The sequence below is a fragment of the Bacillus sp. FSL K6-2431 genome (assembly GCF_038005165.1).
Classification (GTDB): domain Bacteria; phylum Bacillota; class Bacilli; order Bacillales; family Bacillaceae; genus Bacillus; species Bacillus pumilus.
This window is the reverse complement of record NZ_JBBOSQ010000001.1, coordinates 343,843-370,301: the sequence shown is the minus strand read 5'-3', so window position 1 is coordinate 370,301 and position 26,459 is coordinate 343,843. Positions and strand designations below refer to the sequence as shown.

The following is a 26,459-nucleotide window of genomic DNA, read 5'->3' as shown; positions in this document are numbered from 1 at the left end:
TTGCATAGTAAGGAGAAAAGAACGGAGGCGACGCGATGCATACAGTTTGGAAAGGCGGCATTAGCTTTGGACTAGTCAATATTCCAGTGAAGCTGTTTACCGCTACAGAGAACAAAGACATTAAATTAAGGCAGCTGCATAAAGAGTGTCACACGCCCATTAACTACAAGAAAGTATGTGCCAATTGCGGTGAAGAGGTAGCGCCAGAACAAATTGTGAAGGCGTATGAATATGCGAAAAATAAATTTATTGAATTGGACGAGGAAGAGCTTGAAAAACTGCGAAAAGAAAATGAAGAAAAAGCCGTTGAAATCATTGATTTTGTGAAGATAGAAGAGATTGATCCAATCTATTATGAAAGAAGTTACTTTTTATCACCAGATACCGGCGGAGCGAAGGCTTATTCATTATTAAGAAAAGCTTTAGAGGAATCGGGGAAAATTGGTGTCGCAAAGATTATGATCCGCTCAAAGGAGCAATTAGCAATCGTTAGATGCTATGAACATATTTTACTGATGGAAACCATTCATTTCCCTGATGAAATTAGACAGGTATCAGATGTACCGAATATCCCCCAAGAAGAAAACATTGTAAAAAAGGAGTTAGATACAGCGCTTCTTTTAATCGAGCAATTAACCACAACTTTCGATCCAGCTGCCTATCAGGATGAATACAGAGAACAGCTGATGAATTTAATTGGAGATAAAATATCTGGAGAACATACAGTTCAGCCAGAAACGACAGGCAAAAAAGATCCTGCATCCAATGTGACCGATTTAATGGCAGCTCTACAGGCTTCAATCGACCGATCAAAACCAGCCAAAGCGAAAAAGGCAGCACCTAAAAAAAGAAAAGCACCAGCGAAAAAAGAAAAGAATGCATAAAATAAGACCGCTTTTGAGCGGTCTTACTGCGGTTTTAACACATCCTGAATGCTCCCATCTTTTCTATGGATAACAACAGAAGTCCCTTTATTAGATGCAATCTCACTTGCCCGGTCGATGGCTTCTTGTTTCGTTTCTTTGACCTCACTTGCTCGTTTTGCTTTCTCTGTTTGAACCGCCCAGCCTTCTTCGTGCTTGACGACATGCTGCGCATGATCCATAAGCTCTGGTCTTGCGGAGCTGCTGTCTTTAGATGGCGTGACAGAACCATGAGCTGAGACATTCTCGATCTCTTTCTCCGTTGCGTTCTTTTTCCATTCTTTCGCTTGACTGATTGCAATTGGGATGGCTCTACTTTCGTCATAGCCTTCCTGCATCATTTTGTTCGCAATCTCAAGCGCTTTTTTTCGAATGACGTTGTCTAATGATTTAAATGAAGCAGGATAATCTTTCATCGTCCAAGGCATATAAAGCGCTCCTTTCTTTTATTTGAACAACTTCCCCCATATGTAATCGATCAAACATATCATTCTTCTCAAACCAATGAAGGGGATAAAATACATCGTTTTGCTGAGGCAGAATCTCATCAATTCCCGCAGAATAGAAGGTAGAAAAGGAGTGATTTTGATGATGATAAAAGGTTTGTATGAAGCCCATTTACCTGTGAGTGACTTAAAGAAATCTATTGCGTTTTATGAAAAATTGGAATTGACACTTGCTCACGCAAATGAACGAGTTGCTTTTTTATGGATTGAGAAAGGGAAGAGCTGGCTTGGCTTGTGGAAAGTAGATATCAATGACTTCCCATATCATCCCTCGACACGGCACGTTGCTTTTCAAATTACAACCTCTAGTATCGAACAAATCAAGGCTTGGCTGGTTGAAAAAGGCATCAGCATTCACCCAATGTTTGGCTTTTCAGAAGAGAAGCAGCCTTTAGTTCTCGATAATCCGCCGCAATTTCATGCAGCGATCTATTTTCTTGACCCAGATGGAAATCTGCTTGAATGCATTGCCCCGCTTGAGCTTGATACAGAAGAAGACTACGATATCATGACTTATGAGGACTGGGATCAAAAGAAAAATCCATTTATTGATTGACAAAACCACTCATTGTAACTATATTGATTACAACGGTGGTGAAAGATTGTGAAACAAATTAGCAGCAGGTATCCGATTGCTGTTCATATTGTGTCATTTATTGCAGGTGTTCCAAAAGAGTGTACAGGTGATTTTATTGCAGAGAGCGTGAATTCAAATCCAGCCATTGTTCGAAAAATGATGGCAATGCTCAAACGGGCGGATCTTATTGAGATCCGCCGCGGAGTAGGCGGTGCTTATTTAAAAAGACCGGCTGAGGAAATCACGCTATTAGATGTGTACCGCGCTGTCGATGTAAGCGAGGATGAAGAATTATTTAACTTTCATCAGCCCGTCATCGCATGCCCGATTGGTCAAGCGATGGATACGAGACTGCGGCATGAACTAAAAGAAGCACAAGCTGCACTTGAGAATCACCTAAAGCAAGTGACAATTCAGCAATTATTGACAGAGGCGGAATAAAAAAGCTCATACATTGGAGCTTTTTTTACACCTTTGTTGTAACCATTTTGATTATAACGTATGCACATCACCGTTGAATGAAAAATGAGGAGGTCAAACAAATGAAATTATTAGTAACAGGCGCAACAGGACAGCTTGGATCGCTCGTCGTCCAGCATTTACTTAAAAAGGTACCAGCTGAACAAATTGCGGTGAGTGTTCGAGATCCGCAAAAAGCAGCACATTTAAAGGAAGCCGGGGTGGATGTACGCCGCGGAGACTTTACTCAGCCAGACACCCTTAAGGCAGCCTTTCAAGGCATTGACCGCCTTTTGATCATTTCAACTGCGGATGGTGACCGCGTGCAGCAGCATACGGCTGCCATCCAAGCGGCCAAAGCAGCCAGTGTATCCTTTATTGCTTATACAAGCGTTGTGAATGCAAGAGAGAGTCAGCTTGTCCTTGCACACGACCACGCAAAAACTGAAGAAGCCATTGTGGCCTCTGGCATTCCTCATGTGTTTCTAAGAAACAACTGGTATGTAGAAAATGAAAAAGATACGATACTAGCAGCCGTTAGCGGCGCACCATTTTTAAGTCCAATTGGTGATGGCAGGGTTGGCTGGGCAACAAGAAATGACTACGCAGAAGCGGCCGCAAATGCGTTAACACTTTCTAAACATGACAAGGAGATATATGAACTGTCAGGCCCTCTTCGGACACACACTGAACTTGCTCACATTGTCAGTGAGGTGAGCGGAAAAGAGATCAAAGTGGAGCAAATTGATGTCGACACATTTGGGGAATTTTTAGCTTCTAATGGTGTACCAAAAGAAGCTGTGCCATTTGTCAAAGCCATTCAAAGCGGAATTCGCGATGGTGCCTTAGCCGTTGAAAGCCATGATTTCGAAACCTTATTAGGACGGCCGTTAACACCTATCGACGAAAAAATTCGTGAAATGATTACAAAATAAATTTTCTCAAACGTCCTATCAAAAGGGCGTTTTTTTCATTCAAGCTACACGAGCACTTCATTGAAATTGCAGGAAGTTGGGACTAAAATGGAATTTAGGCTTATTATTTGTTTATTCTTCCTGCTTAATCTAGCATAGGGAAGCTAATAATAAAGGTTAGATTTTCAATTAGTTCTTCTGAATAATGGACGTATATAATGGTTATTACTCTTTCTTAACATATGCAACCTTTTAAAATCTACATAAGCAGGATGTGACGAAATGTTACGAAAAGCCTCACTTTCTTATCTTATTGCAAGCATTATAACAATAATAGTCATTTTGATTGAAGTTGGTATCCGTTCAGCAGTTGTTTCTCCTTTTGTTCTACTTGATTCGAACAAAGATAACAATCCAAAAGTATTAATCTCCCATTCTCTTTATCAGGGTGATTTTTTATTAACCTATCAAGATGATGACTCCAAAGATCGTTCAGAAGCAGCCTTTCAATTGGGGGGAAAGCAAGTAAATTTCACGGAGATTTCATCTAGGAATAGAGTTAGCACGATTGAAACTAACAAATTAATGAAAGAAAAAGCAATGGTTTTTCTAAGAAGAGGTTTTGTACTTATTCATGATGATAAAATTAAGATGGAACAGGTATCGCAAAATCCTTTTTTCTCTAAATACAATCTAACGAATCTAACAGAAAGTACTAAGGTCAAAACAGGTTTTAAGCATAATACCACATATATTATATTAATTACCTTAATAGGAATTATTTTTCCATCTATGTTATTTTTATTTTTTAATCTTCATGAATCTATGAAAAACCTATTCACATTATTTATTCCCTTTGTTCTAGCCATTTTTCTTCCCTTGGGATTAAATTATTTTTTCTTAATGGGATATGCGCTATCAATAACAGGCTCTTATGTATTAAGCATCATTCTCTCTATACTTGTACCTAGTTTCCTGTCAGTCTTATTGACAGCTTATTCATTTGAGTATACTACAAAAGATACGCCTGAAGGTTTAGAAGAGAATGAAGGTGCGTCAGGAAATTCGTTTTTAATGAATGTTAGGGAGCAAGTTGTTTTGTTTGGTGCTGCCACATTATCTTTGCTATATTTCGGATCATATTTATTACTTCCTTTGTCATTTCAAGCGAAGATCATGGATAACCTTTTTCTCTTTTGTGGCTGGTACTTCGCCCTAATCATATTATTTATTTTTGGTTACTCAATCATACAAAAAATAATAAACAAATATGAACTTTTAAATACGGAAGCATTCATGAATATTCGCAAAGATATTGAGAATAAGACAAACCAAAAGGTAAATATTTGGGTGAAAAAAGACTCTCAACAGGATGTGAATGCCTGGATATATTCATTTAAACTTCCATTTAAAAGAAGAGTTGATGTGTATGTGACAGAAGGGTTGTTAGATAAGTTTGAAAAAGATGAAATTCGTGCCATCTTATACCATGAAATGGGGCATGCGAAGTTAAAACATGCGCATTATACCATGTTTCTAACTTTGATCGTAACATTATTTATGGGCATCAGTATGTATTATGCCAGACAGGTTATGCTTGCTAACGGATGGTGGCAATATGTTCTTATTTTCCCAGTAGGAGTAATTCTCATGATCTTCATTACGGAATGGTTGCCAAAGAAAATCAGCCGGTTATTTGAGATTCAGGCTGATAACTTTGCTGTTTTCCACCTTGGGAATAAAACACTGTATCTCAATACTTTGATTAAATTAAGCAGCCTTATTGAAGAAGAAGATGGAGATTATGGAAAAAAGTCTGAATGGCGTGAAAGTCATCCCTCTTTCGAAAAAAGAATTGAGAACATAAAGAAAAATTAGGCCATCTCACTCCTATTAACGAAAAAATTCGTGAAATGATTACAAAATAAATTTTCTCAAACGTCCTATCAAAAGGGCGTTTTTTTCATTCAAGCTACACGAGCCATATGTCCAAATTTAGACAAATCACCTCGTTGAAATTTCAGAAATTTGGGATTAAAATGAAAATAAGGCCTGTTATTTCGTCATCAGATGACCAAATTGATGAATCAAATTGCAGCAAAGAAGGGAAGTTCGCCGATGAAAGTCCATTTATTCGTTACTTGTTTAATTGACACTATGCAGCCAAATGTAGGAAAGGCCACAGTGGAAGTATTAGAAAGGCTCGGTGTAGAAGTGGAATTTCCAGAGGCACAAGTGTGCTGCGGGCAGCCAGCCTTTAACAGCGGCTATACAAAAGAAACCATTAAAGCAGCAAAAAACATGATCAAAGCCTTTGAATCAGCTGAATATGTCGTGACGCCGTCAGGTTCTTGTAAGGCGATGTTTTTAGAATATCCTCATCTTTTAAAAGAAGACCCAGTGTGGTCAGCAAAAGCTAAGGCACTTGCTGAGAAAACATATGAATTAACCGAGTTTATTGTTGATATATTACACGTCACAGATGTCGGAGCGAGCCTGAAAGGAAACGCAACCTATCACACATCCTGTCATATGACGAGACTGCTGCGAATTAAGGAAGCCCCTTTCACACTGTTGTCAAATGTCAAAGATTTGACGATGACACCATTGTCGCGCGCCGAAAATTGCTGCGGATTTGGAGGAACCTTTTCAGTAAAAATGACTCCTATTTCTGAGCAAATGGTCGATGAGAAAGTCCAAAGCATAGAGGAGACACAAGCTGAATACATCATTGGTGCTGACTGCGGCTGCCTGCTGAATATTGGCGGGAGGCTGAATCGTCTTGATAAGCCCATTCAAGTGATGCATATCGCAGAGGTATTAAATAGCCGCTGACTTTAAGAGGGGGAACGGCACATGAGTATGAAAATTGGAGAGAAGGCCTTTAAAGAACGAATCGGGGAAGGGTTAGAAGATAAAGTCATGAGAGGTGCTGTTTCCTCAGCACAGGAACGCCTGTATGAAAGGCGGCTAGCTGCGAGCGAAGAGCTTGGCAATTGGGAAAAGTGGCGTGAGCTTGGCGAGGAAATCCGGCAGCATACGCTGACGCATCTTGATGACTACTTATACCAGTTAAGTGAAAGTGTTAGTGCACGCGGAGGACATGTCTTTTTTGCAAAAACAAAGGAAGAGGCATCGGCGTATATTCAACATGTGGCACAGAAAAAGGCGGCCCAAAAGATCGTTAAATCAAAATCAATGGTCACAGAAGAAATTGAAATGAATCAAGCCCTTGAAGAGATCGGCTGTGAGGTGGTGGAAAGCGATCTTGGCGAGTATATTCTGCAAGTAGATGATCATGAACCTCCTTCACATATTGTGGCACCTGCTCTTCATATGACGAAAAAACAAATACGAGAAGTCTTTCACGAAAAGCTCGGATATGAGATGTCAGAGACACCTGAAAATATGACGAGTTTTGTGAGAGCCATCTTACGTGAAAAGTTCCTCGAAGCAGATATTGGTGTCACCGGCTGTAATTTTGCTGTCGCCAATACAGGTTCCATTTGCCTAGTGACAAATGAAGGGAATGCGGATCTTGTCACGGCTATCCCGAAGACACATATCGCCGTTATGGGCATGGAACGGATTGTTCCAACGATGGAGGAGCTGGATGTCCTCGTTGGTCTTTTGTGCAGAAGTGCAGTCGGTCAGAAATTAACGAGTTACATTTCTGTCGTTGGACCAAAAGGAGAAGAAGAAGTGGATGGACCAGAAGAATTTCACTTGGTCATTGTAGACAATGGGCGGTCCAATATATTAGGTACTGCCTTTCAGCCTGTTCTCCAATGTATCAGGTGCGCAGCCTGCATCAATGTGTGCCCAGTTTACCGGCATGTGGGCGGACATTCATACGGATCGATTTATCCGGGGCCAATTGGTGCTGTTTTATCGCCGCTTCTTGGCGGCTATGATGACTACCAAGAGCTCCCCTTTGCATCCAGCCTTTGCGCGGCCTGCACAGATGCTTGTCCAGTAAAGATCCCGCTTCACGAGTTATTAATAAAACATCGTCAAGTCATCGTGGAAAAAGAGGGGAGAGCGTCTAAAGCTGAAATGATGGCGATGAAAATGTTCGGAATGGGCGCATCGACTCCCGGGATGTATCAATTCGGAACAAAAGCAGCTCCTGTATTGATGAATCGTATGGCTTCAAACGGACAGATTTCAAAAGGAATAGGTCCTTTAAAGAATTGGACAGATATTCGTGACCTGCCAGCTCCTAGTAAAGAAAGATTCAGGGATTGGTTTAAAAAGAGACAGAAGGAGGAGCAGTGATGAAGGGAACCATTTCTCAACGAGAGTCGTTTTTAGCTCATATCCGTAAGCAATTAGGGAAGGATTCCTCCTCGTCTGCATCTATTCAGCGTCCAGCTTGGAAGCATCAAGTTCAGTGGGAAACAAACGGACTTTTGTCTAAAGAAGAGCTAGTCGAGCAATTGAAGGTGCAATGTCAACGAATTCATACAAGAGTGGTCGAAACAACACCAGAGGAAGCGCCCTCTGTATTACGATCATTGATGACAGAGTATGGAGAGGGTTCTGTGATGACATCGGGCGATCATCGTTTTGAACAATATGGATTTTATCCGATGTTTGACACCTTGCTGCACGAAGGATTCGCAGTCACCAGTTGGAATGCTGAGGCTTCAAGGGAAGAAAATATCAGGCTGGCAGAGCAAGCGGCGTATTCGGTTGTATTCAGTGATTACACCTTAGCAGAATCAGGTACAGTCGTCCTTTCATCCCATCAGGGCCAAGGAAGAGCGCTCCATTTTTTACCGATGATGTATATCGTGTGTATCGAAAAAAGCACGGTGGTTCCGCGGATGATTCAAGCTGTTTCGGCTCTTAATCGCTCAGTAGAGGAGGGAGAGCAGGCGAAAGGTGCTATTCATTTCATATCAGGTCCGAGTAACTCTGCGGATATCGAGATGAATTTAGTAGTAGGGGTTCATGGTCCAGTTCGGGCGGTTTATCTATTGATAGATGATGAATAGGGCTTTCGAGAAGAAAGCCTTTTTTCATGCAAAAAAAGCGTACATAAGTTTTAAAATCATCTTGCCTCTAGCGGATTGGACATAGTAAGATGACGACATACAAGATGAACTTCTCATCTACTGCTGATGTAAAGGAAGCTGCTTATGGACATGAAGTCAACTGCTCAAAAGAAATCAATTGCACTACCGCTTGTGATTTCAATTATTGCCATTTCGTTTTCTGCTATCATTGTGAAATGGTCAAATGCACCTGCTGCTATTTTAAGCATGTATCGAATGATCTTTGCCGCGATTTTTATGCTGCCGTTTATTCTGCCACGAAAAAAAGAATTTCTCTCGATTCAGCGAAGAGATTGGTTTTTCTTATGTATGTCAGGCTTCTTTTTAGGACTCCATTTTGTGTTGTGGTTTGGCTCACTGAAGCTGACGACTGTGGCAAGCTCTACTATTATCATCGCCCTTCAGCCGATGGTCTCCTTATTAGGCGGCTTTCTCTTTTTCCGTGAACGAACCACGCTGCCTGCACTCTTGACGATGTGTGCCGCAATTGTTGGTGCACTTATGATTGGGTGGGGAGACATAGGTCATAGCCAGGAAGCCATCCTAGGAGACATTTTATCCTTTTTAAGTGTGATCGCGGTTGTTTGTTATTTATTAATAGGTCAACAGGCTGTCAGAAAGATATCTCATTGGATTTATAGTTTTTGTGTGTTTGGTTTTGCCGGTCTTTTTTTAATTTTATTCAATTTGATTCAGCAAACGCCTTTTACAGGCTATCCGGGTAAAGAGTGGGGAATCTTTTTATTGCTTGCGATCATTCCCACCATGTCTCATGTCATTAATAATTGGCTTTTAACCTATGTCAATGCCACAACCATTTCAATGAGTATCCTTGGCGAACCTGTTGGAGCCACGATTCTTGCTGTATGGCTGCTTGGAGAGAAAGTCACGCTGCTCCAAATGTGTGGCGGTTTTCTTGTCCTTTTAGGCGTCTTTTTCTTTTTGATGCAGCAGCGGCAAGGGATTGTGATGAAACAAAAAAAATCCGGTTAAATTCCGGATTTTTTACTCTTTTAAATCGTTTTTTTCAATCACTTTGTTCAATCTTTCCTCAACCTTCTTCAATTCCATTCTTTTTCTTCTGATCATTCGAAAAGCGATGACAATGATCGTCACGATAGCAGCAATGAATAGAAGAGAGAACACTTGAAATAGAAGATCACCAATATTAAATGCCATATTCTCCCCATTAGACATACGTAAAACCTCCCTTTCTATCTATATATTACCATAATCGATAAAAGATTGAGATTTATCCATCATTTATCTATAATAGGTAAAATATCACTTATTAAAGGAGAACCAATATGAGAACTTTAGTCCTTTTACGAGGTCTCCCAGGCGTAGGGAAATCAACTTGGATCAAAGCCCAAGGCTTAGAGCCTTACACATTATCAGCGGATCAGATTCGTCTTTTGACCCAGCCTCCGCAGTTATCTGTCAATGGGAAACCAGAAATTTCAAGCAAGCATGATCACAAAGTCTGGTCTTTATTATTTGAATTGCTTACAGCACGTATGGAACGCGGAGACTTTACTGTGATTGATGCCACGCATATTTCAAGCAAATCGATATCTCAATATAAATCGCTGGCCACATCGTATCGTTACAGGGTGTATGTCGTCGATTTCACGCAGGTGCCGCTTGAAACAGCTCTATTGCAAAATCGCTCACGGGTAGCTCACAAAGTTGTGCGGGAGTCTGTTTTATATCAAATGAATGAGCGGTTAAAAACAGAAAAGGTCCCATCATGGGTGACTGTCTTGCAGCCTGAGGAATATCCGCAAGTGATGACCTATCAGCCTCGATCCTTCGATCAATATGAGGCCATTCATGTTTTTGGAGATATTCACGGCTGTCATACCGCTCTGACCACCTATTTGCAAGGAGATATTAAAGAAAATGAACTTTATATCTTTGCAGGTGATTTGCTTGATAGAGGCATAGAAAACAAGGAAGTATTAGAATGGATGCTCGCACATAGAGAATGCCGGAATGTCATCGTGATTGAGGGCAATCATGATCAGCATTTATACCGGTTTGCACATGGTGAAAAAGTAAAAAGTAATATGTTTAACCGGCATACTGCACCTGAGATTGAAGCAGCAGACTTTGATTTAAAAGAAGTACGAAAGTTTGTTAGGACATTTCATCAGCTTACTTATTTTACGTACCATGGCAAGACATTTCTTGTTACCCACGGGGGGCTTGCTCATTTGCCAGAAGAGCTATTGCATGTCTCAACACAGCAACTCATCCACGGTGTAGGTGAATATTCAGATGACATTGATCACTTGTTTGTTCAAAATACTGCTGGATTAGATGTCATTCAAATTCACGGGCATCGCAATTTATACAGGCTGCCTATTCAAGCAGCGGAAAGGTCTTATAATCTAGAAGGCCAGGTTGAATTCGGGGGACAGCTGAGGGTGTTGAAAATCACAGCTGACGGGATTGAGACTCATGAAATTGACAACCCAATCTATAGAGCTTCTGAGAAAAAACCATCAGCCGCTATTCAACCAGATATCTCACTAGATGACTTTTTAGCTCACTTAGATCAGCATGAGTATGTACAGGAATTAAAGCTTCCGCACCATATTTCATCTTTTAATTTTACGAAAAAAGCGTTTAGTGAACGGCAGTGGGATGATGTGAATGTGAAGGCAAGAGGCTTGTTTGTCAATATGGTGTCAAAGCAGATTGTTTCAAGAAGCTACAACAAATTTTTTAACATTGATGAGCGTCCGGAGACAAAAATGCATCATCTAGTGAACCACCTTCAATTTCCTGTCACCGTCTATGATAAAGCAAATGGATATTTAGGGACGGTTGGGTATAACGAAATGGAAGATGAATTGGTGTTTACGTCCAAATCGTATACATCTCATGTGAAACAAAATCAGCATGCTTCCTGGGTCGAGGAGTTATTCTATCAGACCTTCGGAGACGTGCAGGTCGACTACATCAAATCATACGTACGTGACCACAATGCATCTCTTGTGTTTGAAGTCATTTTGCCAGAGAAAGACCCACATATTATCACATATGATCATGATCAACTCATTTTGCTTGATATAGTGAAGCGTCAGCTAAGCTATGAAAAGGCACCATTTACTGAAGTGAAAAGAGTAAGCGAACAGCTTGGAATATCCAGCAAGCAGGAAGTGGCTGTCTTCCATGATTGGACGTCTTTTTATAAATGGTATCAGGCCGTTTCTCATGACGACTCGATCAAAGAAGAGGGATATGTCATTGAGGATGATCGCGGCTTGATGACCAAGCTCAAGCTTCCTTATTATCAATTCTGGAAGCAGATGCGCGCGATCAAACAGCGCGTTGCAGAGAAGCGTTCCACGCATAAATATATGCAGGCATTGCAAACAGCGGAGCAAGCTAGATTTTATACGTGGCTTCTTGAGCAAGATGACAATGCTGTCAGAAATAGCTCCATTATTGAGCTGCGCTCACATTTTGAGCAAAGCGATGCAGCCCAATTGAATAATGATGGAATAAATGCATAGTCTAAAAAGGAGTCTTTTCTAAGGAAAAGGCTTTTTTTGATGCAATTGAAAGGTGGACCCTTACATGCCTGACCATATTGAAGTCATTTTACGGACGATGTTTGCTTTTGCGATTTTATTTGGTGGAGCACGTCTTCTTGGAAAGCAAACCATAGCACAAATGAATATTTTTGATTTTATAGCAGCCATTAGCTTAGGTTCAATTGCGGCGAGTCTCGCGTTTAATACAACGCTTCCGTTTCATCACACGACGATTTCCTTTGTCACGCTTGTCATGATCATTTATGTGATTTCGCTCATTGCTTTAAGGAGCCGAAAATTGAGAGGATTTATGGCCGGTAAACCAACCCTTGTCATACAAAATGGCAAAATTCTTGAAGAGAATATGAAGGGAATGAGATATACCCTTGATTATTTAAATCAGCAGCTGAGAGAAAAAGACATTTTTGATATTAGCGAAGTTGAATTTGCCATAATTGAAACAGATGGACATATGTCAGTGAAAAAATATCCTTCGTTTGAAAATGTCACTCGAAAGGATCTTCAATTGTATATGAAGGCAGAGGGCTACATGCCTATTGAAGTGATCATGGACGGAAAGCTCATTTTGAAAAACATTCATGAAAATCAATTAACGGTGGAGTGGATAGATGAAGAGCTTAAGAAAAGGCAGCTCTCCTTAAAGGACATTGTATACGCAGTCCGTTCAAGTAATGGCAGCTTATATATTGATACATATGACGACCACATTCACTCTCCGATTGATCAAGAATGAAGGTATAGTGCGGAGGTCACCCGCATGACACATATCCGTCAATGTTTATAAGTCGTTTGGATGCTGTCTGACTAGGCATCATTTCTCAATTATTATTATTTTCAGAAAATGTGATGACGGAAAAAAATAAATGTGTTTAAGTGTATATAGAACAAATTAAAATATTAATATAATATACCGTTTGCGGAATGAACGTTCATTCCTGTGGCGAGGAGGGGATGAAGTGCAAGCAGTGACTGATAAACAAGAACAGATCATGAAGGCTTCACTAGACTTATTTATTGAACGGGGCTTTGATGGGACCACGATGCCAATGATTTCAAAAAGAGCAAACGTCGGAGCGGGAACCATTTACCGTTATTTCGACAGTAAAGAGGCACTCGTCAATATTTTGTACCAGCGCAGCCTTTCTGCATTTATCGAAAAAATGAACACAAACAGTCCAGATCCAAAGGCGAGTATTCGGGCGTACTTTAAGCATGTATTTTATTGCTTGGTTTTATTTACAAAGGAGAATCCAAGCGGGCTATATTTCTTAGAAATTGATAAACGATCCCATTACTTAGACGAGACGAGCAAAGAGAAAATGCAGCATTTGTTACATGAGCTATTCCTTATCTTTGAAGAAGGGAAAAAGGATGGGATTCATCCAAATCTTTCAGGTAAAACCATTTTATCGATTGTATTTGGTGCCTTTGTACAGCTGCATAAACAAATTCTTGCAGAAGAAATAGAGCCAACGATTGAATTTCTAGAGGACATTGAGCAAAGTTTATGGCGCGCTATCAGCGTCGCATCTTAATGAATGAAAAGGAGTGGGCACATGCAACAAACATCAATCATTCCAAAACCAAAAACATACGGACCTTTTAAAAATATTCCCCATATCAAAAAGGGGGAGCTTTCTCAAACCTTTTGGCGGCTGGCAGATGAATTAGGACCGATCTTTCAGTTTGAATTTTCAAAAGCAACAAGTATTTTTGTTTCTAATCATGAACTTTTCCAAGAAATATGTGATGAGAGCCGTTTTGATAAATACATTGGGACTAGTCTCAATAAAGTAAGAGCATTTGCAGGGGATGGGTTATTTACGAGCTGGACAGAAGAACCGAACTGGAGAAAGGCTCACCACATCTTGATGCCGGCGTTTAGTCAGCAGGCCATGAAGGGCTATCATGAAATGATGCTCGATATTGCCACACAGCTTGTACAAAAATGGCAAAGAACAGGCCGTGATGAAGAAATTGAAGTAGCAGAGGATATGACAAAGCTTACTTTAGATACGATCGGACTTTGTGGTTTTGATTTCAGGTTTAACAGTTTTTATAAAGAAAATCAGCATCCATTCATCGAAAGTATGGTGAATGGTTTAAGCGAAGCGATGGATCAGGCGAGCCGGTTGCCGGTTGCAGATAAGCTAATGATCAAAAGAAGAAAAAAATTTGAAGATAATGTTGATTTTATGAAGCAATTAGTAGATGACATTATTCAAGAACGGAAAAAACAAGATAAAACGGGCGATGATTTACTGTCCCTCATGCTGCATGCAAAGGACCCTGAAACAGGAGAGCGCCTGTCAGATGAAAATATTCGCTATCAAATCATTACCTTCTTAATAGCTGGGCACGAAACAACAAGCGGGCTGCTATCCTTTGCGATTTATTTCTTATTAAAGAATCCTGAAAAATTAAAGAAAGCTGTCCAAGAAGCAGATGATGTGCTGCAAGGCGGACTGCCAACATTTAAGCAGGTACAAAAACTAAATTACACACGTATGGTTTTAAATGAATCTCTTCGCCTCTGGCCAACAGCGCCTACGTTCTCTTTTTATGCGAAAGAGGACACCGTCATCGGAGGGAAATATTCGATTAAAAAGAACCAAAGTGTCTCCGTGCTGCTACCTAAGTTACATCGTGATCAAGCGGTATGGGGAGAGGATGCGGAAGAATTTAAACCAGAGCGGTTTCTACACCCTGAAAAGATCCCGCAGCATGCCTACAAGCCTTTTGGGAATGGACAGCGTGCATGTATCGGCATGCAATTCGCCCTTCATGAAGCCACAATGGTACTGGCAATGGTCCTGCACAACCTGGAATTGATTGATCACACATCATATGAACTTGATTTAAAAGAATCTCTGACGATTAAGCCAAACGATTTTAAAATCAAAGTGCGGCCAAGAAAGCAGCAACTCTTTATGGCACCACCGAAAGAAGAGGCGAAAAAAAGCACAAAATCTGATGAGTCAAAAGTGGAGAGTCATGGTACACCACTGCTTGTTTTATATGGATCAAATCTTGGCACAGCGCAGCAAATCGCAAACGAATTGGCTGAAGAAGGAAAAGCAAAAGGGTTTGATGTGACCACTGCTCCGCTTGATGACTATACACGTCAATTACCAGATAAGGGTGCAGTCTTCATCGTGACCGCTTCATATAATGGACATCCGCCTGACCATGCGAAAAAATTTGTGGATTGGGTCACGCAGGATAAAGAGCAGGATTTAACAAACGTGACGTTTGCTGTGTTTGGATGCGGAGATCGAAATTGGGCGAGTACGTACCAGCGTATTCCTCGCCTCATTGATGAAGCACTTGAAAGAAAAGGTGCGAAACGTGCAGCTGATTTAGGAGAAGGTGATGCAGGCGGAGATATGGATGAGGATAAAGAAGCATTTCAGAAAACGGTCTTCAAGCAGCTCGCAAAAGAATTTAAGCTCACCTTCCAAGAAAAAGGTAAAGAAAACCCAAAGCTATCAGTTGCTTATACCAATGAGCTAGTAGAACGTCCTGTGGCGAAAACATATGGTGCCTTTTCAGCTGTTGTACTGAAAAATGAAGAATTACAATCTGAAAAAAGTGAGCGGCAAACAAGACATATAGAGCTGCAATTGCCTGAAGGGAAAAAGTACAAAGAAGGGGATCATATCGGAATTGTTCCGAAAAATAGTGATGCACTCGTTCAGCGGGTGATCAATCGCTTCAATCTAGATCCTAAGCAGCACATCAAGCTTTCTTCTGAGAAAAAAGCAAATCATTTACCTTTAGATCAGCCGATTCAAATGAGAGAATTACTTGCGTCGCATGTTGAGCTTCAAGAGCCTGCAACACGTACGCAGCTAAGAGAGCTCGCCGCATATACAGTTTGTCCGCCTCACCGCGTGGAGCTTGAGCAAATGGCTGGTGAAGCGTATCAAGAAGCTATTTTAAAGAAACGAGTAACCATGCTTGACTTACTAGATCAATATGAAGCATGTGAGCTGTCATTTGTGCACTTTTTAGCACTTTTACCAGGTTTGAAGCCGCGTTATTATTCTATTTCTAGCTCACCAAAGGTCGATGAAAAAAGAGTCAGTATCACAGTGGCGGTTGTGAAAGGGAAAGCGTGGAGCGGCCGCGGAGAATATGCCGGAGTCGCATCAAACTATTTATGCGGTCTGCAGGAAGGAGAAGAAGTCGCCTGCTTCCTCCACGAAGCGCAGGCAGGATTCCAGCTGCCGCCTTCATCTGAAGTTCCGATGATCATGATCGGACCGGGTACAGGAATCGCTCCATTTAGAGGGTTTGTTCAGGCAAGAGAAGTATGGCAGAAGGAAGGCAAACCACTAGGCGAAGCTCACCTATATTTTGGCTGCCGTCACCCTCATGAAGATGATCTGTATTTTGAAGAAATGCAGCTTGCAGCGCAAAAAGGAGTTGTCCACATCCACCGGGCTTATTCTCGTCACAAAGAGCAAAAAGTATATGTCCAGCATTTGTTGAAAGAAGACGGCGGCATGTTAATCAAGTTACTTGACCAAGGTGCGTATCTTTACGTGTGCGGGGACGGAAAAGTCATGGCACCAGATGTAGAGGCTACACTGATCGACCTCTATCAACACGAGAAACAATGCTCGAAGGAAGCAGCTGAAAATTGGCTGACAACCCTTGCGAATAATAATAGATATGTAAAAGATGTATGGAGCTGACAAGAGGGAAGACCGCCAATTAGGCGGTTTTTTCTGTTTCATCAAGAGAGGTGAGATCGATAGAATGAAAGTTTGAAAGATACAAAACACCTAATTTGAAAATGAAATATTTTGTAAAAAATAAGAATATTCTCTCATTTACTCCAATATGGAACAATCGTATCATTTTTGATATAGGACATAAAGGAGGAATATGATGAAAAAGGTGAAAATGTTACTCCCTTCTCTACTCGTTTTTGGTGCTTTAAGTGTGCCTAGTTTTGCCCATGCCGCATCGGATTCAGTACTAACATCTGATTATGACATGGTGACTTCTGATGGAAAGGTGATCTCTTCAAGTGATTTCCACAATGATACGAAATCCCCCTCATCCTTTGATAAAGTGGATGATCTATCTTCAACTGTTGGTGAAAAAGTAAAACCACTATCAAAATATGTAAAAGACTTTCAAACTAAAGTCGTCATTGGAGACGATGGTAGAACAAAAGTAGCAAATACAAGAGTAGCACCATATAATTCAATTGCTTATATTACATTTGGCGGCTCCAGCTGCACGGGGACACTCATTGCCCCTAACAAAATTTTGACAAACGGACACTGCGTGTACAATACAGCATCGAGAAGTTATAGTGCAAAAGGATCGGTGTATCCAGGGATGAATGATAGCACTGCGGTAAATGGGTCAGCAAATATGACAGAGTTCTATGTACCAAGCGGATATATCAATACAGGTGCGAGCCAATATGATTTTGCCGTGATCAAAACAGATACGAACATTGGCAATACAGTCGGTTACCGCTCCATCCGTCAAGTGTCAAACTTAACTGGAACAACGATTAAAATTTCTGGATATCCAGGTGATAAAATGAGATCGACTGGCAAGGTGTCGCAGTGGGAGATGTCAGGTCCTGTGACAAGAGAAGATACGAATCTCGCATACTATACGATTGATACATTTAGCGGAAATTCAGGCTCAGCGATGCTAGATCAAAATCAGCAAATCGTTGGGGTTCATAACGCAGGGTATTCAAACGGAACGATTAATGGCGGTCCAAAAGCGACAGCTGCCTTTGTTGAATTTATCAACTATGCAAAAGCGCAATAAAAGCTAGAACATAAAGCTTGTTTCCTTCATAGGGGACAAGCTTTTTTATGTGGATACAAGTGTCTATCTGTCTATACTTGAAAGATTCATTGAGTTTTCAGCCTCTTCATTTTTTTCACATGTCATTCGTGAACGACTCATACATTAAAATGACACATTTCCTTTAAGTCAAGATTCTACTTGAGAAAAATGAGGAGGTCACGCATTTTTGAAGATGAGAAGAGGCTGGATTACTGCTGTCGCCTTATGCTTTGTGATATGGATGGGCACGCTGCTAGGTGGATTTGGGGAGGAACATGCGGCAAAAGGTGCGGATCGATATGATCATGTTATTCAATTTCCAAAGGAACGGTACCCTGAAACAGGCAGTCATATTCAAGAAGCCATTCGAAAAGGGCATTCAGATGTGTGTACGATAGACCGAAATGGAGCAGATGCCCGCAGGCAAGAATCATTAAAAGGCATTCCGACTAAGCCTGGATTCGACCGAGATGAGTGGCCGATGGCAGTTTGTCTTGAAGGAGGAAAAGGGGCGAGTGTTCAATATGTCAGTCCGTCTGATAATAGGGGAGCGGGCTCATGGGTCGGACACCAGATGAGCGGGTATCCTGATGGGAAAAGAATTTTATTTATTGTGAAATAAAACTAAAAGAGAGGCGCCTGTGAGTAGGTGCCTTTTTTGATGATGATCAGAGCGTATTGGAGCTAGCAGGGGCAAAAGATTCAGTGGTACAATGGATCCTATAAGGTACAAAGACAGACAAGAAGAAAATGTGAAGGGACATATGCTTATGGATAAGAACCGTGCATTATACGATTATTTCATGCAACATGCAGAGAAACTGACTGAAACTTGGTATGATTCAATTGAAGATGATGATCCAGAATCAATATATCGTTCAACAGATTCCAGCATCATATCAGAGCTAAAACGGCAAAATCAAGATTATTACCAGCATTTTATACGTGCTCTTATTGAAGACAAGACGTATTTACATACTGAGTTTAAAAAGTGGTCTGAAGACTTAGCCAGTGACCCAAAGCATTTAAACACACCATTAGATTATGTTGTGAGAGAATACATGTCCAATCAAAGAGTGGTCCTTCATTACTTAAAAGAATTTATTAAACAGCGTCAAGATGAAATTGATATTGACCGCATCTTTTATTGGTATGATTTAATTTCAGAGGCGTTTAATATTTCTATTCATATGTTCATCCAGCAATATGTGAAAAATACAACGAGGAAGCTCGTGGCACAAAGAGACATGATTTACGAGCTGAGCTCACCTGTCATTGTCTTAAAAAGTCATATTGCGTTATTGCCGTTAGTAGGTGATATTGATACAGCAAGAGCAAAGATTATTTTAGAAAATACGCTAAAACAGTGCTCACAAAAAGGTGTACAGCATTTATGTATTGATTTATCGGGCGTTGTCATCATTGATACAATGGTGGCTCATCAAATCTTTGATCTTGTCACATCACTTCGGTTAATTGGAGTAGAGACAACTATTTCAGGAATCAGACCAGAAATTGCCCAAACCGCTGTGCAGCTCGGGCTTCCTTTTAATGAATTTCGCACGGCATCATCACTTGCTCACGCCTTAGACCGCATGACTGAATTTACTTCAATATAAAAACCAGGCCGATTGAATGGCCTGGTTTTTATTTAGATAACAGCGTCAATTTTAGTGACTTTCCAATCTTTTTGTCCTTTTTCGAACGTAACCGTTCTTTGTACTTTGCGTCCATCAAGTGTTGGGACAGTGAATTCATATGTGCGGACTGTTTGTTTTTTAGAGACAAGTTTAGGTGTCGCTTTATCCCAATTAAGCATATTGTCTCCGTCGCCGACTGGAACAGCCATTTTGCCTTTATGAACAATGAACTGGTAGTCTTTTAAACCTTGATTGATGGCTTCTTTTGTGAAAACTTGAGATAGGTAGCTGTTTAGTTTTTTCTTTGTATCAAATGTTTTAGAAAGATAGTTGTAAGTCATGTCTTTATAGCTAAATGATTTTAATTTGTAATCAGAATGTTCATTAATTTTGTAGCCTGACATCGCACTCCAAAAGTGTTCCCGTGCATCAAGGGCAATATGTAACGCTTCTTTATTTGTCAAAGTGGCTGGTTTTTTAGAAGCGGCCAATGTTGTAGATTGTAATGAGATCATAAGCATAATAGCAGTTAATAAAACGAATAATTTTTTCAAGGCGATTGCCTCCTTTTCTCAATGAAAACTTCTTATGTTACAAATGTTACAATAATTACAGTGATATTACAAGTATTAAATTGAAATGTTTTTTATTTCTTTTCTTTCTATATATATAACGTTTGAGGGTGGCAAAAAGTTTTCATTTTTTTATTTTTTCTTTATATCTACTACTTAACCGTTCTAAAGAAGAACAAAACGTTTTTTGGAAAAGTTTCTGTTTGGACGTTCAACACGCTTTTTCATTTATGACATATACTATCGTGATGAATGTCTAAGAAAGTGGTGTTGAATATGTATTATCCGTATGAAGGTATGTGGAATGGGTACTCATATGATAGGCAGATGCAAGGTTGGCCGTCGCTCCCTTCTCAAGTTGGAGGATTTCCAGGGTTTCCAATCGGAGGAGGAGGCACTGGGCCCGGATCTAGTGGATCAGCCCCGCCAGCCCCACCACAGCATATCGTTTCGCAATATCAGCAAGCATTATCACAGCCTCAAAGCATGCAGTCACTTATTTCAGGGCAAACAGGTGGAGGTCAGCAATCGGTTCAATTTGCCGCGGGATGTAATAGAAGGTGGACGATTGTGTTTATGAGAAACGGTCAAGTATTTTTAATGTATGTTCTATCTTCACAGCCTTTCGGGAGAACAACTGGCTTTATTTGGCCGAACTTTACATTTGGTTCCTTCCCAAGCTCGAGTATTCTTGCCTATTCTTGTTCATAAAAAAAAGCCGGTTCTCATCATTAACTGATGAAATACCGGCTTTTTTTAGTGAATATTTCTAAAGACGCCAATCACTTTACCTAGTATACTTACATTCTGTAAAATAATCGGTTCCATAGATGGATTTTCTGGCTGTAATCTAAAGTGTGTATCTTCTTTATAGAAACGTTTCACTGTCGCTTCATCTTCCTCTGTCATGGCGACGACAATATCTCCATTGTTAGCAGTGCTTTGCTGACGCACAATGACATAGTCCTTGTCCAAAATTCCTGCGTCAATCATACTTTCTCCCATAATTTCAAGCATAAATACTTGTTCATCTGGTGCTGCAAAAGTCTCTGGAAGAGGGAAGTACTCTTCTACATTCTCAACAGCCGTAATAGGCAGGCCTGCTGTTACTTTTCCGATGACTGGTACGTTCATTACAGCACTCTTTGGAATATTCATTTCCTCTTCATCTAGTACTTCGATCGCTCTAGGTTTTGTCGGGTCTCTTCTAATTAAGCCCTTCGTTTCTAGTCTAGCTAAATGTCCATGAACCGTTGAACTGGATGCTAGACCGACAGCTTCTCCAATTTCACGAACGGATGGGGGATAGCCCTTGCTTTTTACTTCTTCTTTGATGAATGTCAGGATATCGAGTTGTCTTTTTGATAGCTTCGTCATCTTTTGCACCTCAAAACGTCAATTTTAAAGAAATTATAGCATGTTTTTCCTAACAGTACAAACATAGGTTCGAAAAAAACGTTTGACAGAAACGTTTGTTCGTATTTATAATAAGTGTCAGAAAGAACGAACACACATTCTATTAGGAGAGATGACATTATGAGGTTAAAAGAATCTATTATTTTTATTGGGGTATTCTCATTCATCGTTGGCATATTTCTCTCACTTATTGCAGTCACAAGCCATAATGATCCAAATCAGTATGTTAAAATAGAAGTTCAATCAGGGGATACTCTTTGGGGGTTAGCTGATCAAGTAAACGACAGCAAATCAATCGATAAAAATGCGTTTATTGACTGGGTCACTCAGCACAACGATCTTGCTTCAACAGAAATCCAGCCTGGTGACATCCTTGTCATACCAGTCAAAAAAGAGCATCCAGTCGTATATCAACTTGCAACAGTACAGTAGAAAGGTCGATTGAAGACATGAATGCAATCATCTATGCGAGAGTAAGCACTGTCAAAGAAGAGCAGGAAACCTCACTGAAGAGACAAGAAGAAGAATTGCTAGCTTTAGCTGCTATGCACAAGATGAATGTGGTTAAAGTCATTAAAGAAAAAGCAAGCGGGTATGATCTAGATCGCGATGGTGTGTTTGATATGCTAGCTACACTAAAAGAAGAGTCAATTGATGCTGTTCTTATCCAGGATGAAACACGTCTCGGAAGAGGACAAGCAAAAATTGCGCTTCTTCATTGTCTTTTTAAAGAGAATGTGAAGGTGTACAGTACGTTTCATAGAGGCGAACTTGAGCTTTCAGAAGCAGATGAAATGGTGATTGAGATCGTAGGAGTCGTTGAAGAGTATCAACGAAAAATTCATAACCTGAAAATCAAGCGGGGAATGAGAAGAGCCGTTGAACGAGGGTATCAGCCCGAACTGAATTTAAAACAGCAGGATCATGCGCCTGGCCGTGAGCGTATTGAAGTGCCGATTTCAGAAATTGTTCGATTAAGAAAAAATAACATGACCTTCGCAGAAATCGCAGCAACTCTTCAGGCACTAGGTTTTGACATTTCAAAAGCAACGGTCCATAGAAGGTATCAAGAATATGAAAAAGGTCTGACCACCTAAAGCTTGATTTGTTGTCAAAATGATTGATATTTAGTAGTATGTAGAGAAAATGCTTTAAAGGAGTTAGTCATGATTTCTAAAAATCAGCTTGCAAGAATCAATGAGCTTTCAAAAAAGTCAAAAGAGACCGGTTTGTCAGACGCTGAAAAAACAGAACAAAAGCAATTAAGAGAAGAGTATTTAAAAGCTTTTCGTTCTTCTATGAAAAATACACTTAAAACCGTGAAAATCGTTGACCCTGAAGGAAACGATGTCACACCAGAAAAATTAAAAAGAGAAAGAGATCAAAACCTTCATTAAGTTTTCGGTTTCTTGAATTTTGAAAAGATGGGAAGGATATTCTCATCTTTTTTCATATTTGCATAACTTTTTAGGTGATCGATAAACTAAATGTGACAAAATCACTCTTTTTCAGCGTGAAATAGTTGTGAAAAAAGGACAGTAGATTTATGATAATGGTGTACACAAGATACGGAAGGGGATTTATATGGAAACGATTGAATTGAAATCTATTGCAACAATACGTACTCTCTCCATAGACGCAATTGAAAAAGCGAATTCCGGCCACCCTGGAATGCCGATGGGTGCTGCGCCAATGGCATACGCTTTATGGACGAATCACTTAAACGTAAGTCCGCAAAACCCAAATTGGTTTAACAGAGACCGTTTTGTATTATCTGCGGGACATGGTTCTATGCTTCTATATAGCATGCTTCATTTAAGCGGATACAATCTGAGCATCGATGATCTAAAACAATTCCGCCAATGGGGTAGCAAAACACCTGGACATCCTGAATTTGGACATACAGATGGCGTCGATGCTACAACAGGTCCTTTAGGACAGGGGATTGCCATGGCAGTTGGTATGGCACTTGCAGAAAGACATCTTGCGGAAACGTATAACAAAGACAACTTTAATGTTGTAGATCACTATACATACAGCATTTGCGGAGATGGAGACTTAATGGAGGGAATTTCCTCTGAAGCTGCTTCCCTTGCTGGTCATTTAGGCTTAGGCCGTTTAATTGTCCTTTATGATTCAAATGATATTTCTTTAGATGGCGACCTAGATCGTTCATTCTCTGAAAATGTGAAGAATCGTTTTGAAGCGATGAACTGGGAAGTTCTTTATGTGAAAGACGGCAATAACATTGAAGAAGTGACGGCTGCTATCGAAAAGGCAAAACAAAGCACAGACAGACCTACACTGATTGAAGTGAAAACAACAATCGGTTTCGGATCGCCAAACCGTGCAGGAACTTCTGGTGTGCATGGTGCACCACTTGGCAGCGACGAAGCCAAGCTGACGAAGGAAGCTTACTCTTGGACGTTTGAAGAAGATTTCCATGTACCTTCTGAAGTGTACGATCATTTCAAAGAAGCTGTAAAAGACGCTGGTCAGAAAAAAGAAGCAGCTTGGAATGAACTATTTGCGCAATATGAAAAAGAATACCCTGAGCTTGCAGCTCAATTGCAGCTTGCGATTGAAGGAAAGCTTCCTGAGAATTGGGATCAAGAGGTTCCTGTTTATGAAGCAGGTTCAAGTCTTGCCTCCCGCGCTTCTTCAGGCGAAGTATTAAATGGCATTGCGAAGCAAGTACCTTTCTTCATTGGCGGGTCTGCTGACCTTGCAGGTTCAAACAAAACAACGATTAAAAACACAGACGATTTTGGTAAAGATCATTATGCTGGTAAGAACATTTGGTTCGGCGTCAGAGAATTTGCAATGGGTGCCGCGTTAAACGGTATGGCGCTTCACGGCGGCCTTCGTGTATTCGGCGGAACGTTCTTTGTTTTCTCAGATTACTTAAGACCAGCGATTCGTCTTGCTGCCTTAATGGGACTTCCAGTCACTTATGTCTTTACTCATGACAGTATCGCTGTTGGTGAAGATGGTCCGACGCATGAGCCGGTTGAACAGCTTGCTTCATTACGTGCGATGCCGAACCTTTCTGTCATTCGCCCTGCGGATGGAAACGAAACAGCTGCAGCGTGGAAACTGGCTGTATCTTCAACGGATAAACCGACAGCACTAGTTCTGACTCGTCAAAACCTTCCAACGATTGACCAAGCACCTGAGAAGGCGTATGAGGGAGTAGAAAAGGGTGGATACGTCGTCGTTGAAGCTGCTGATGCGCAGCCAGAAGCACTTCTACTCGCATCTGGATCTGAAGTCGGTTTAGCGATTGAAGCGCAAAAAGCACTTGAGAAAGAAGGAATCCGCGCGTCTGTTGTCAGTCTTCCTGCATGGGATCGTTTCGATCAGCAGTCAGACGAATACAAAGAATCAGTCCTTCCTACAGCAGTGCGGGCTCGTATTGCGATTGAAATGGGGGCTTCACTTGGCTGGGAGCGTTACACTGGTCTTGATGGTGACGTAATTGCCATTGATAAATTTGGCGCTTCTGCACCTGGTGAAACCATTATTGAGAAATACGGCTTCACGGTCAGCAATGTCGTCAGCCGTGTGAAAGCGAAGCTGAACAAATAACGAAGTCTCCAAGCATCATGCTTTTTTTCATCTGTTTGCAGAGCATTTTCATCCGCTCTGCAAACTTTTTTCTTTTTTCTTGTTTTTTTGACAAAACTAGTTTCTTCTTGCTTCATATATAGACAATTCTTTCTTTCACATTTTTGTATAATACAAGCAATATACGAGATTGACGAAATGTGAAAGGAAGGGATAGACATGGAACGCCATTATTATATTTATTGGATTGAGGATGAATTTGCGCATCATTATTTTGGCAGAGAATCAATTTTGTTTCATTTGTTTGAGTCGTTACACTGGACGAACCGCACGGAAGATGAATTGGTGATGCTTGTGAAACAAGTGGATTACGTGACGAAACGAATCCCTGCTTTTCATATGCATCAGCGATTAATGAACAACTTAACGAACGTTCACTATACACAAATTGGCTCGATATACAGCGCTTCCTTACCTGATGGAAAAGGAACGGCTGCATTTATCATAAAAGATCGTTATATCCAAATGTCTGCCACCGGTAGTTATGAAGCAGAAGCAGTGTTTTTTGAAGTGCTGAGAAAAATTAGTCCTTGCTTCCTTGCGATGGACTTCGGTTCAAAGAAGCACGGGTGGCTCAATCCGGTAAAAGTGAGGAATTTTGTTTAAAAAAATAAATTTGAACGTGAAATGTTGTATAATAGCCTTTTGTTTAGTACACTTTATACGAGACAACATGAAGGAGGAAGAATTATGGATTTATGGGTTGTCATCCTTGTAGGCGTTGTTGCACTGCTTGCAGGAGTTGCACTCGGATTCTTTATTGCTCGTAAGTATATGATGAGCTACTTGAAAAAGAATCCACCAATTAATGAACAAATGCTTCGAATGATGATGATGCAAATGGGCATGAAACCGTCCCAGAAGAAAATCAATCAAATGATGAAAGCCATGAACAACCAAGCGAAATAATACGTACGATATTATGATCATAGATGGAACATGGTTATAAAGAATGGACAAGCGTTGTCCTTTCTTTATTGAATTCACCTTCATCAGACGCTTTAAAACCACTGTACTTGCCTAAATGAAGCAGGGAAGGTGGTTTTTATTTTGGCGTCAGCTTCCTGTAAAAAAACAAAAACCCCTGTTATCAGAGGTTTTTGTTTCGTTTATGGTCACACATATCAACTGTTCTAAAAATCGTGCAGCATGATAAATATCATGAGATATGATTAGTTGGCTGAGTTTGAGTGTAAGTGTCGTTGATATTGTAAGAGGAGATGATCTAGCTGCTGGCTATGTTCGATGGTCACTGTTGAGGTCATCCCATTGTGCATCACAACTTTCATCAGCTCTTCTCTTTTTTCTTCGATTTGAGTTAATAATGATGTTTTTACCAAAGTCATGTTCCTTTCATGCAAATCTTGATAAAA

General features: G+C 40.5%; 28 protein-coding genes. 23 read left to right on the top strand and 5 right to left on the bottom strand.

The genetic code is table 11. The features are described from left to right. Positions 1-35: 35 nt before the first annotated feature. The gene (ku, locus tag MHH40_RS01880) at positions 36-884 is read left to right on the top strand and encodes a non-homologous end joining protein Ku (RefSeq protein ID WP_003211891.1); all 849 of its coding nucleotides are present in this window, start codon (positions 36-38) and stop codon (positions 882-884) included. 23 nt (positions 885-907) lie between these two features. Here ku and MHH40_RS01875 read toward each other — a convergent pair whose 3' ends face one another. Continuing rightward, positions 908-1,351: a DUF2188 domain-containing protein gene (locus MHH40_RS01875; protein ID WP_268458593.1), complete on the bottom strand. Its 444-nt coding sequence runs from the start codon at positions 1,349-1,351 to the stop codon at positions 908-910. Positions 1,352-1,511: 160 nt separating this feature from the next. On the opposite strand from MHH40_RS01875, the gene MHH40_RS01870 reads away from it, so the two are divergent. The 8 genes from MHH40_RS01870 (at position 1,512) to MHH40_RS01835 (ending at position 9,432) form a co-directional block, all read left to right on the top strand. After that, positions 1,512-1,985 carry a VOC family protein gene (locus MHH40_RS01870; protein ID WP_268458592.1) on the top strand — a complete coding sequence of 158 codons (474 nt, stop codon included), beginning with the start codon at positions 1,512-1,514 and terminating at the stop codon, positions 1,983-1,985. A gap of 48 nt (positions 1,986-2,033) precedes the next feature. Then, positions 2,034-2,447 carry an Rrf2 family transcriptional regulator gene (locus tag MHH40_RS01865; RefSeq protein ID WP_061407918.1) on the top strand — a complete coding sequence of 138 codons (414 nt, stop codon included), beginning with the start codon at positions 2,034-2,036 and terminating at the stop codon, positions 2,445-2,447. A 101-nt stretch (positions 2,448-2,548) separates the two neighbouring features. Then, positions 2,549-3,400: an SDR family oxidoreductase gene (locus MHH40_RS01860; protein WP_335364950.1), complete on the top strand. Its 852-nt coding sequence runs from the start codon at positions 2,549-2,551 to the stop codon at positions 3,398-3,400. 261 nt (positions 3,401-3,661) lie between these two features. Continuing rightward, positions 3,662-5,257: a M48 family metallopeptidase gene (locus MHH40_RS01855; protein WP_050944909.1), complete on the top strand. Its 1,596-nt coding sequence runs from the start codon at positions 3,662-3,664 to the stop codon at positions 5,255-5,257. Positions 5,258-5,497: 240 nt separating this feature from the next. Further along, a complete protein-coding gene (locus tag MHH40_RS01850) occupies positions 5,498-6,214 on the top strand; it encodes a (Fe-S)-binding protein (RefSeq protein WP_113387071.1) in 717 nt (238 codons plus the stop codon). Positions 6,215-6,235: 21 nt separating this feature from the next. Further along, complete coding sequence (locus MHH40_RS01845; protein WP_310023856.1) at positions 6,236-7,657, top strand: LutB/LldF family L-lactate oxidation iron-sulfur protein; 1,422 nt, start codon at positions 6,236-6,238, stop codon at positions 7,655-7,657. Next, positions 7,657-8,379 carry a LutC/YkgG family protein gene (locus tag MHH40_RS01840; RefSeq protein WP_340900594.1) on the top strand — a complete coding sequence of 241 codons (723 nt, stop codon included), beginning with the start codon at positions 7,657-7,659 and terminating at the stop codon, positions 8,377-8,379. Before MHH40_RS01845 ends, MHH40_RS01840 begins: the two co-directional genes overlap by 1 nt. A 144-nt stretch (positions 8,380-8,523) precedes the next feature. Continuing rightward, positions 8,524-9,432 (top strand): DMT family transporter, encoded by a 909-nt coding sequence (locus MHH40_RS01835; RefSeq protein ID WP_050944906.1) that lies wholly within the window; start codon positions 8,524-8,526, stop codon positions 9,430-9,432. A 12-nt stretch (positions 9,433-9,444) separates the two neighbouring features. Here the strand turns inward: MHH40_RS01835 and MHH40_RS01830 are convergent, their stop codons facing one another. Next, positions 9,445-9,636, bottom strand: a complete 192-nt coding sequence (locus MHH40_RS01830; protein ID WP_137054585.1) for a TIGR00366 family protein — start codon at positions 9,634-9,636, stop codon at positions 9,445-9,447. A gap of 110 nt (positions 9,637-9,746) precedes the next feature. Between MHH40_RS01830 and MHH40_RS01825 the strand changes: the two genes are divergently transcribed. From MHH40_RS01825 to MHH40_RS01795, 7 genes are all read left to right on the top strand, one after another. After that, entirely contained in the window at positions 9,747-11,963 is a 2,217-nt protein-coding gene (locus MHH40_RS01825; protein ID WP_340900593.1) for an RNA ligase, read from the top strand. A 64-nt stretch (positions 11,964-12,027) separates the two neighbouring features. Then, positions 12,028-12,738 (top strand): DUF421 domain-containing protein, encoded by a 711-nt coding sequence (locus tag MHH40_RS01820; RefSeq protein WP_113387033.1) that lies wholly within the window; start codon positions 12,028-12,030, stop codon positions 12,736-12,738. 256 nt (positions 12,739-12,994) lie between these two features. Then, positions 12,995-13,540: a TetR/AcrR family transcriptional regulator gene (locus tag MHH40_RS01815; RefSeq protein WP_340901412.1), complete on the top strand. Its 546-nt coding sequence runs from the start codon at positions 12,995-12,997 to the stop codon at positions 13,538-13,540. A gap of 21 nt (positions 13,541-13,561) precedes the next feature. After that, the gene (locus MHH40_RS01810; protein ID WP_137054582.1) at positions 13,562-16,705 is read left to right on the top strand and encodes a bifunctional cytochrome P450/NADPH--P450 reductase; all 3,144 of its coding nucleotides are present in this window, start codon (positions 13,562-13,564) and stop codon (positions 16,703-16,705) included. A gap of 196 nt (positions 16,706-16,901) precedes the next feature. After that, positions 16,902-17,810 carry a trypsin-like serine peptidase gene (locus MHH40_RS01805; protein WP_226805234.1) on the top strand — a complete coding sequence of 303 codons (909 nt, stop codon included), beginning with the start codon at positions 16,902-16,904 and terminating at the stop codon, positions 17,808-17,810. 262 nt (positions 17,811-18,072) lie between these two features. After that, the gene (locus tag MHH40_RS01800) at positions 18,073-18,453 is read left to right on the top strand and encodes a NucA/NucB deoxyribonuclease domain-containing protein (protein WP_223251181.1); all 381 of its coding nucleotides are present in this window, start codon (positions 18,073-18,075) and stop codon (positions 18,451-18,453) included. A 148-nt stretch (positions 18,454-18,601) separates the two neighbouring features. Next, entirely contained in the window at positions 18,602-19,450 is an 849-nt protein-coding gene (locus MHH40_RS01795) for an STAS domain-containing protein (RefSeq protein ID WP_044141412.1), read from the top strand. Positions 19,451-19,482: 32 nt separating this feature from the next. On the opposite strand, the gene MHH40_RS01790 is transcribed toward MHH40_RS01795, so the two are convergent. Next, positions 19,483-20,025: an IseA DL-endopeptidase inhibitor family protein gene (locus MHH40_RS01790; protein ID WP_003211360.1), complete on the bottom strand. Its 543-nt coding sequence runs from the start codon at positions 20,023-20,025 to the stop codon at positions 19,483-19,485. Between the two features lie 294 nt (positions 20,026-20,319). Between MHH40_RS01790 and MHH40_RS01785 the strand changes: the two genes are divergently transcribed. Further along, a complete protein-coding gene (locus tag MHH40_RS01785) occupies positions 20,320-20,754 on the top strand; it encodes a hypothetical protein (protein ID WP_003212431.1) in 435 nt (144 codons plus the stop codon). A gap of 45 nt (positions 20,755-20,799) precedes the next feature. On the opposite strand, the gene lexA is transcribed toward MHH40_RS01785, so the two are convergent. Further along, positions 20,800-21,420 carry a transcriptional repressor LexA gene (lexA, locus tag MHH40_RS01780; protein ID WP_003212311.1) on the bottom strand — a complete coding sequence of 207 codons (621 nt, stop codon included), beginning with the start codon at positions 21,418-21,420 and terminating at the stop codon, positions 20,800-20,802. A gap of 159 nt (positions 21,421-21,579) precedes the next feature. Between lexA and yneA the strand changes: the two genes are divergently transcribed. The 6 genes from yneA (at position 21,580) to MHH40_RS01750 (ending at position 25,995) form a co-directional block, all read left to right on the top strand. Continuing rightward, a complete protein-coding gene (gene yneA / locus MHH40_RS01775; RefSeq protein ID WP_003211955.1) occupies positions 21,580-21,891 on the top strand; it encodes a cell division suppressor protein YneA in 312 nt (103 codons plus the stop codon). A 17-nt stretch (positions 21,892-21,908) separates the two neighbouring features. Then, positions 21,909-22,556, top strand: coding sequence for a YneB family resolvase-like protein (locus MHH40_RS01770; RefSeq protein ID WP_003211322.1), 648 nt, complete (start codon positions 21,909-21,911; stop codon positions 22,554-22,556). Positions 22,557-22,625: 69 nt separating this feature from the next. Next, positions 22,626-22,856 carry a DUF896 domain-containing protein gene (locus MHH40_RS01765; RefSeq protein WP_003211509.1) on the top strand — a complete coding sequence of 77 codons (231 nt, stop codon included), beginning with the start codon at positions 22,626-22,628 and terminating at the stop codon, positions 22,854-22,856. Positions 22,857-23,043: 187 nt separating this feature from the next. Further along, on the top strand, positions 23,044-25,047 hold the full coding sequence (gene tkt / locus MHH40_RS01760) for a transketolase (RefSeq protein WP_050944901.1): 2,004 nt from the start codon (positions 23,044-23,046) through the stop codon (positions 25,045-25,047). Positions 25,048-25,245: 198 nt separating this feature from the next. Next, a complete protein-coding gene (gene sirA / locus MHH40_RS01755) occupies positions 25,246-25,692 on the top strand; it encodes a sporulation inhibitor of replication protein SirA (RefSeq protein ID WP_003212113.1) in 447 nt (148 codons plus the stop codon). 84 nt (positions 25,693-25,776) lie between these two features. Further along, on the top strand, positions 25,777-25,995 hold the full coding sequence (locus MHH40_RS01750; protein ID WP_003212379.1) for a YneF family protein: 219 nt from the start codon (positions 25,777-25,779) through the stop codon (positions 25,993-25,995). A gap of 263 nt (positions 25,996-26,258) precedes the next feature. Here the strand turns inward: MHH40_RS01750 and MHH40_RS01745 are convergent, their stop codons facing one another. Continuing rightward, positions 26,259-26,432 carry an aspartyl-phosphate phosphatase Spo0E family protein gene (locus tag MHH40_RS01745; RefSeq protein WP_371475009.1) on the bottom strand — a complete coding sequence of 58 codons (174 nt, stop codon included), beginning with the start codon at positions 26,430-26,432 and terminating at the stop codon, positions 26,259-26,261. Positions 26,433-26,459: the final 27 nt, after the last annotated feature.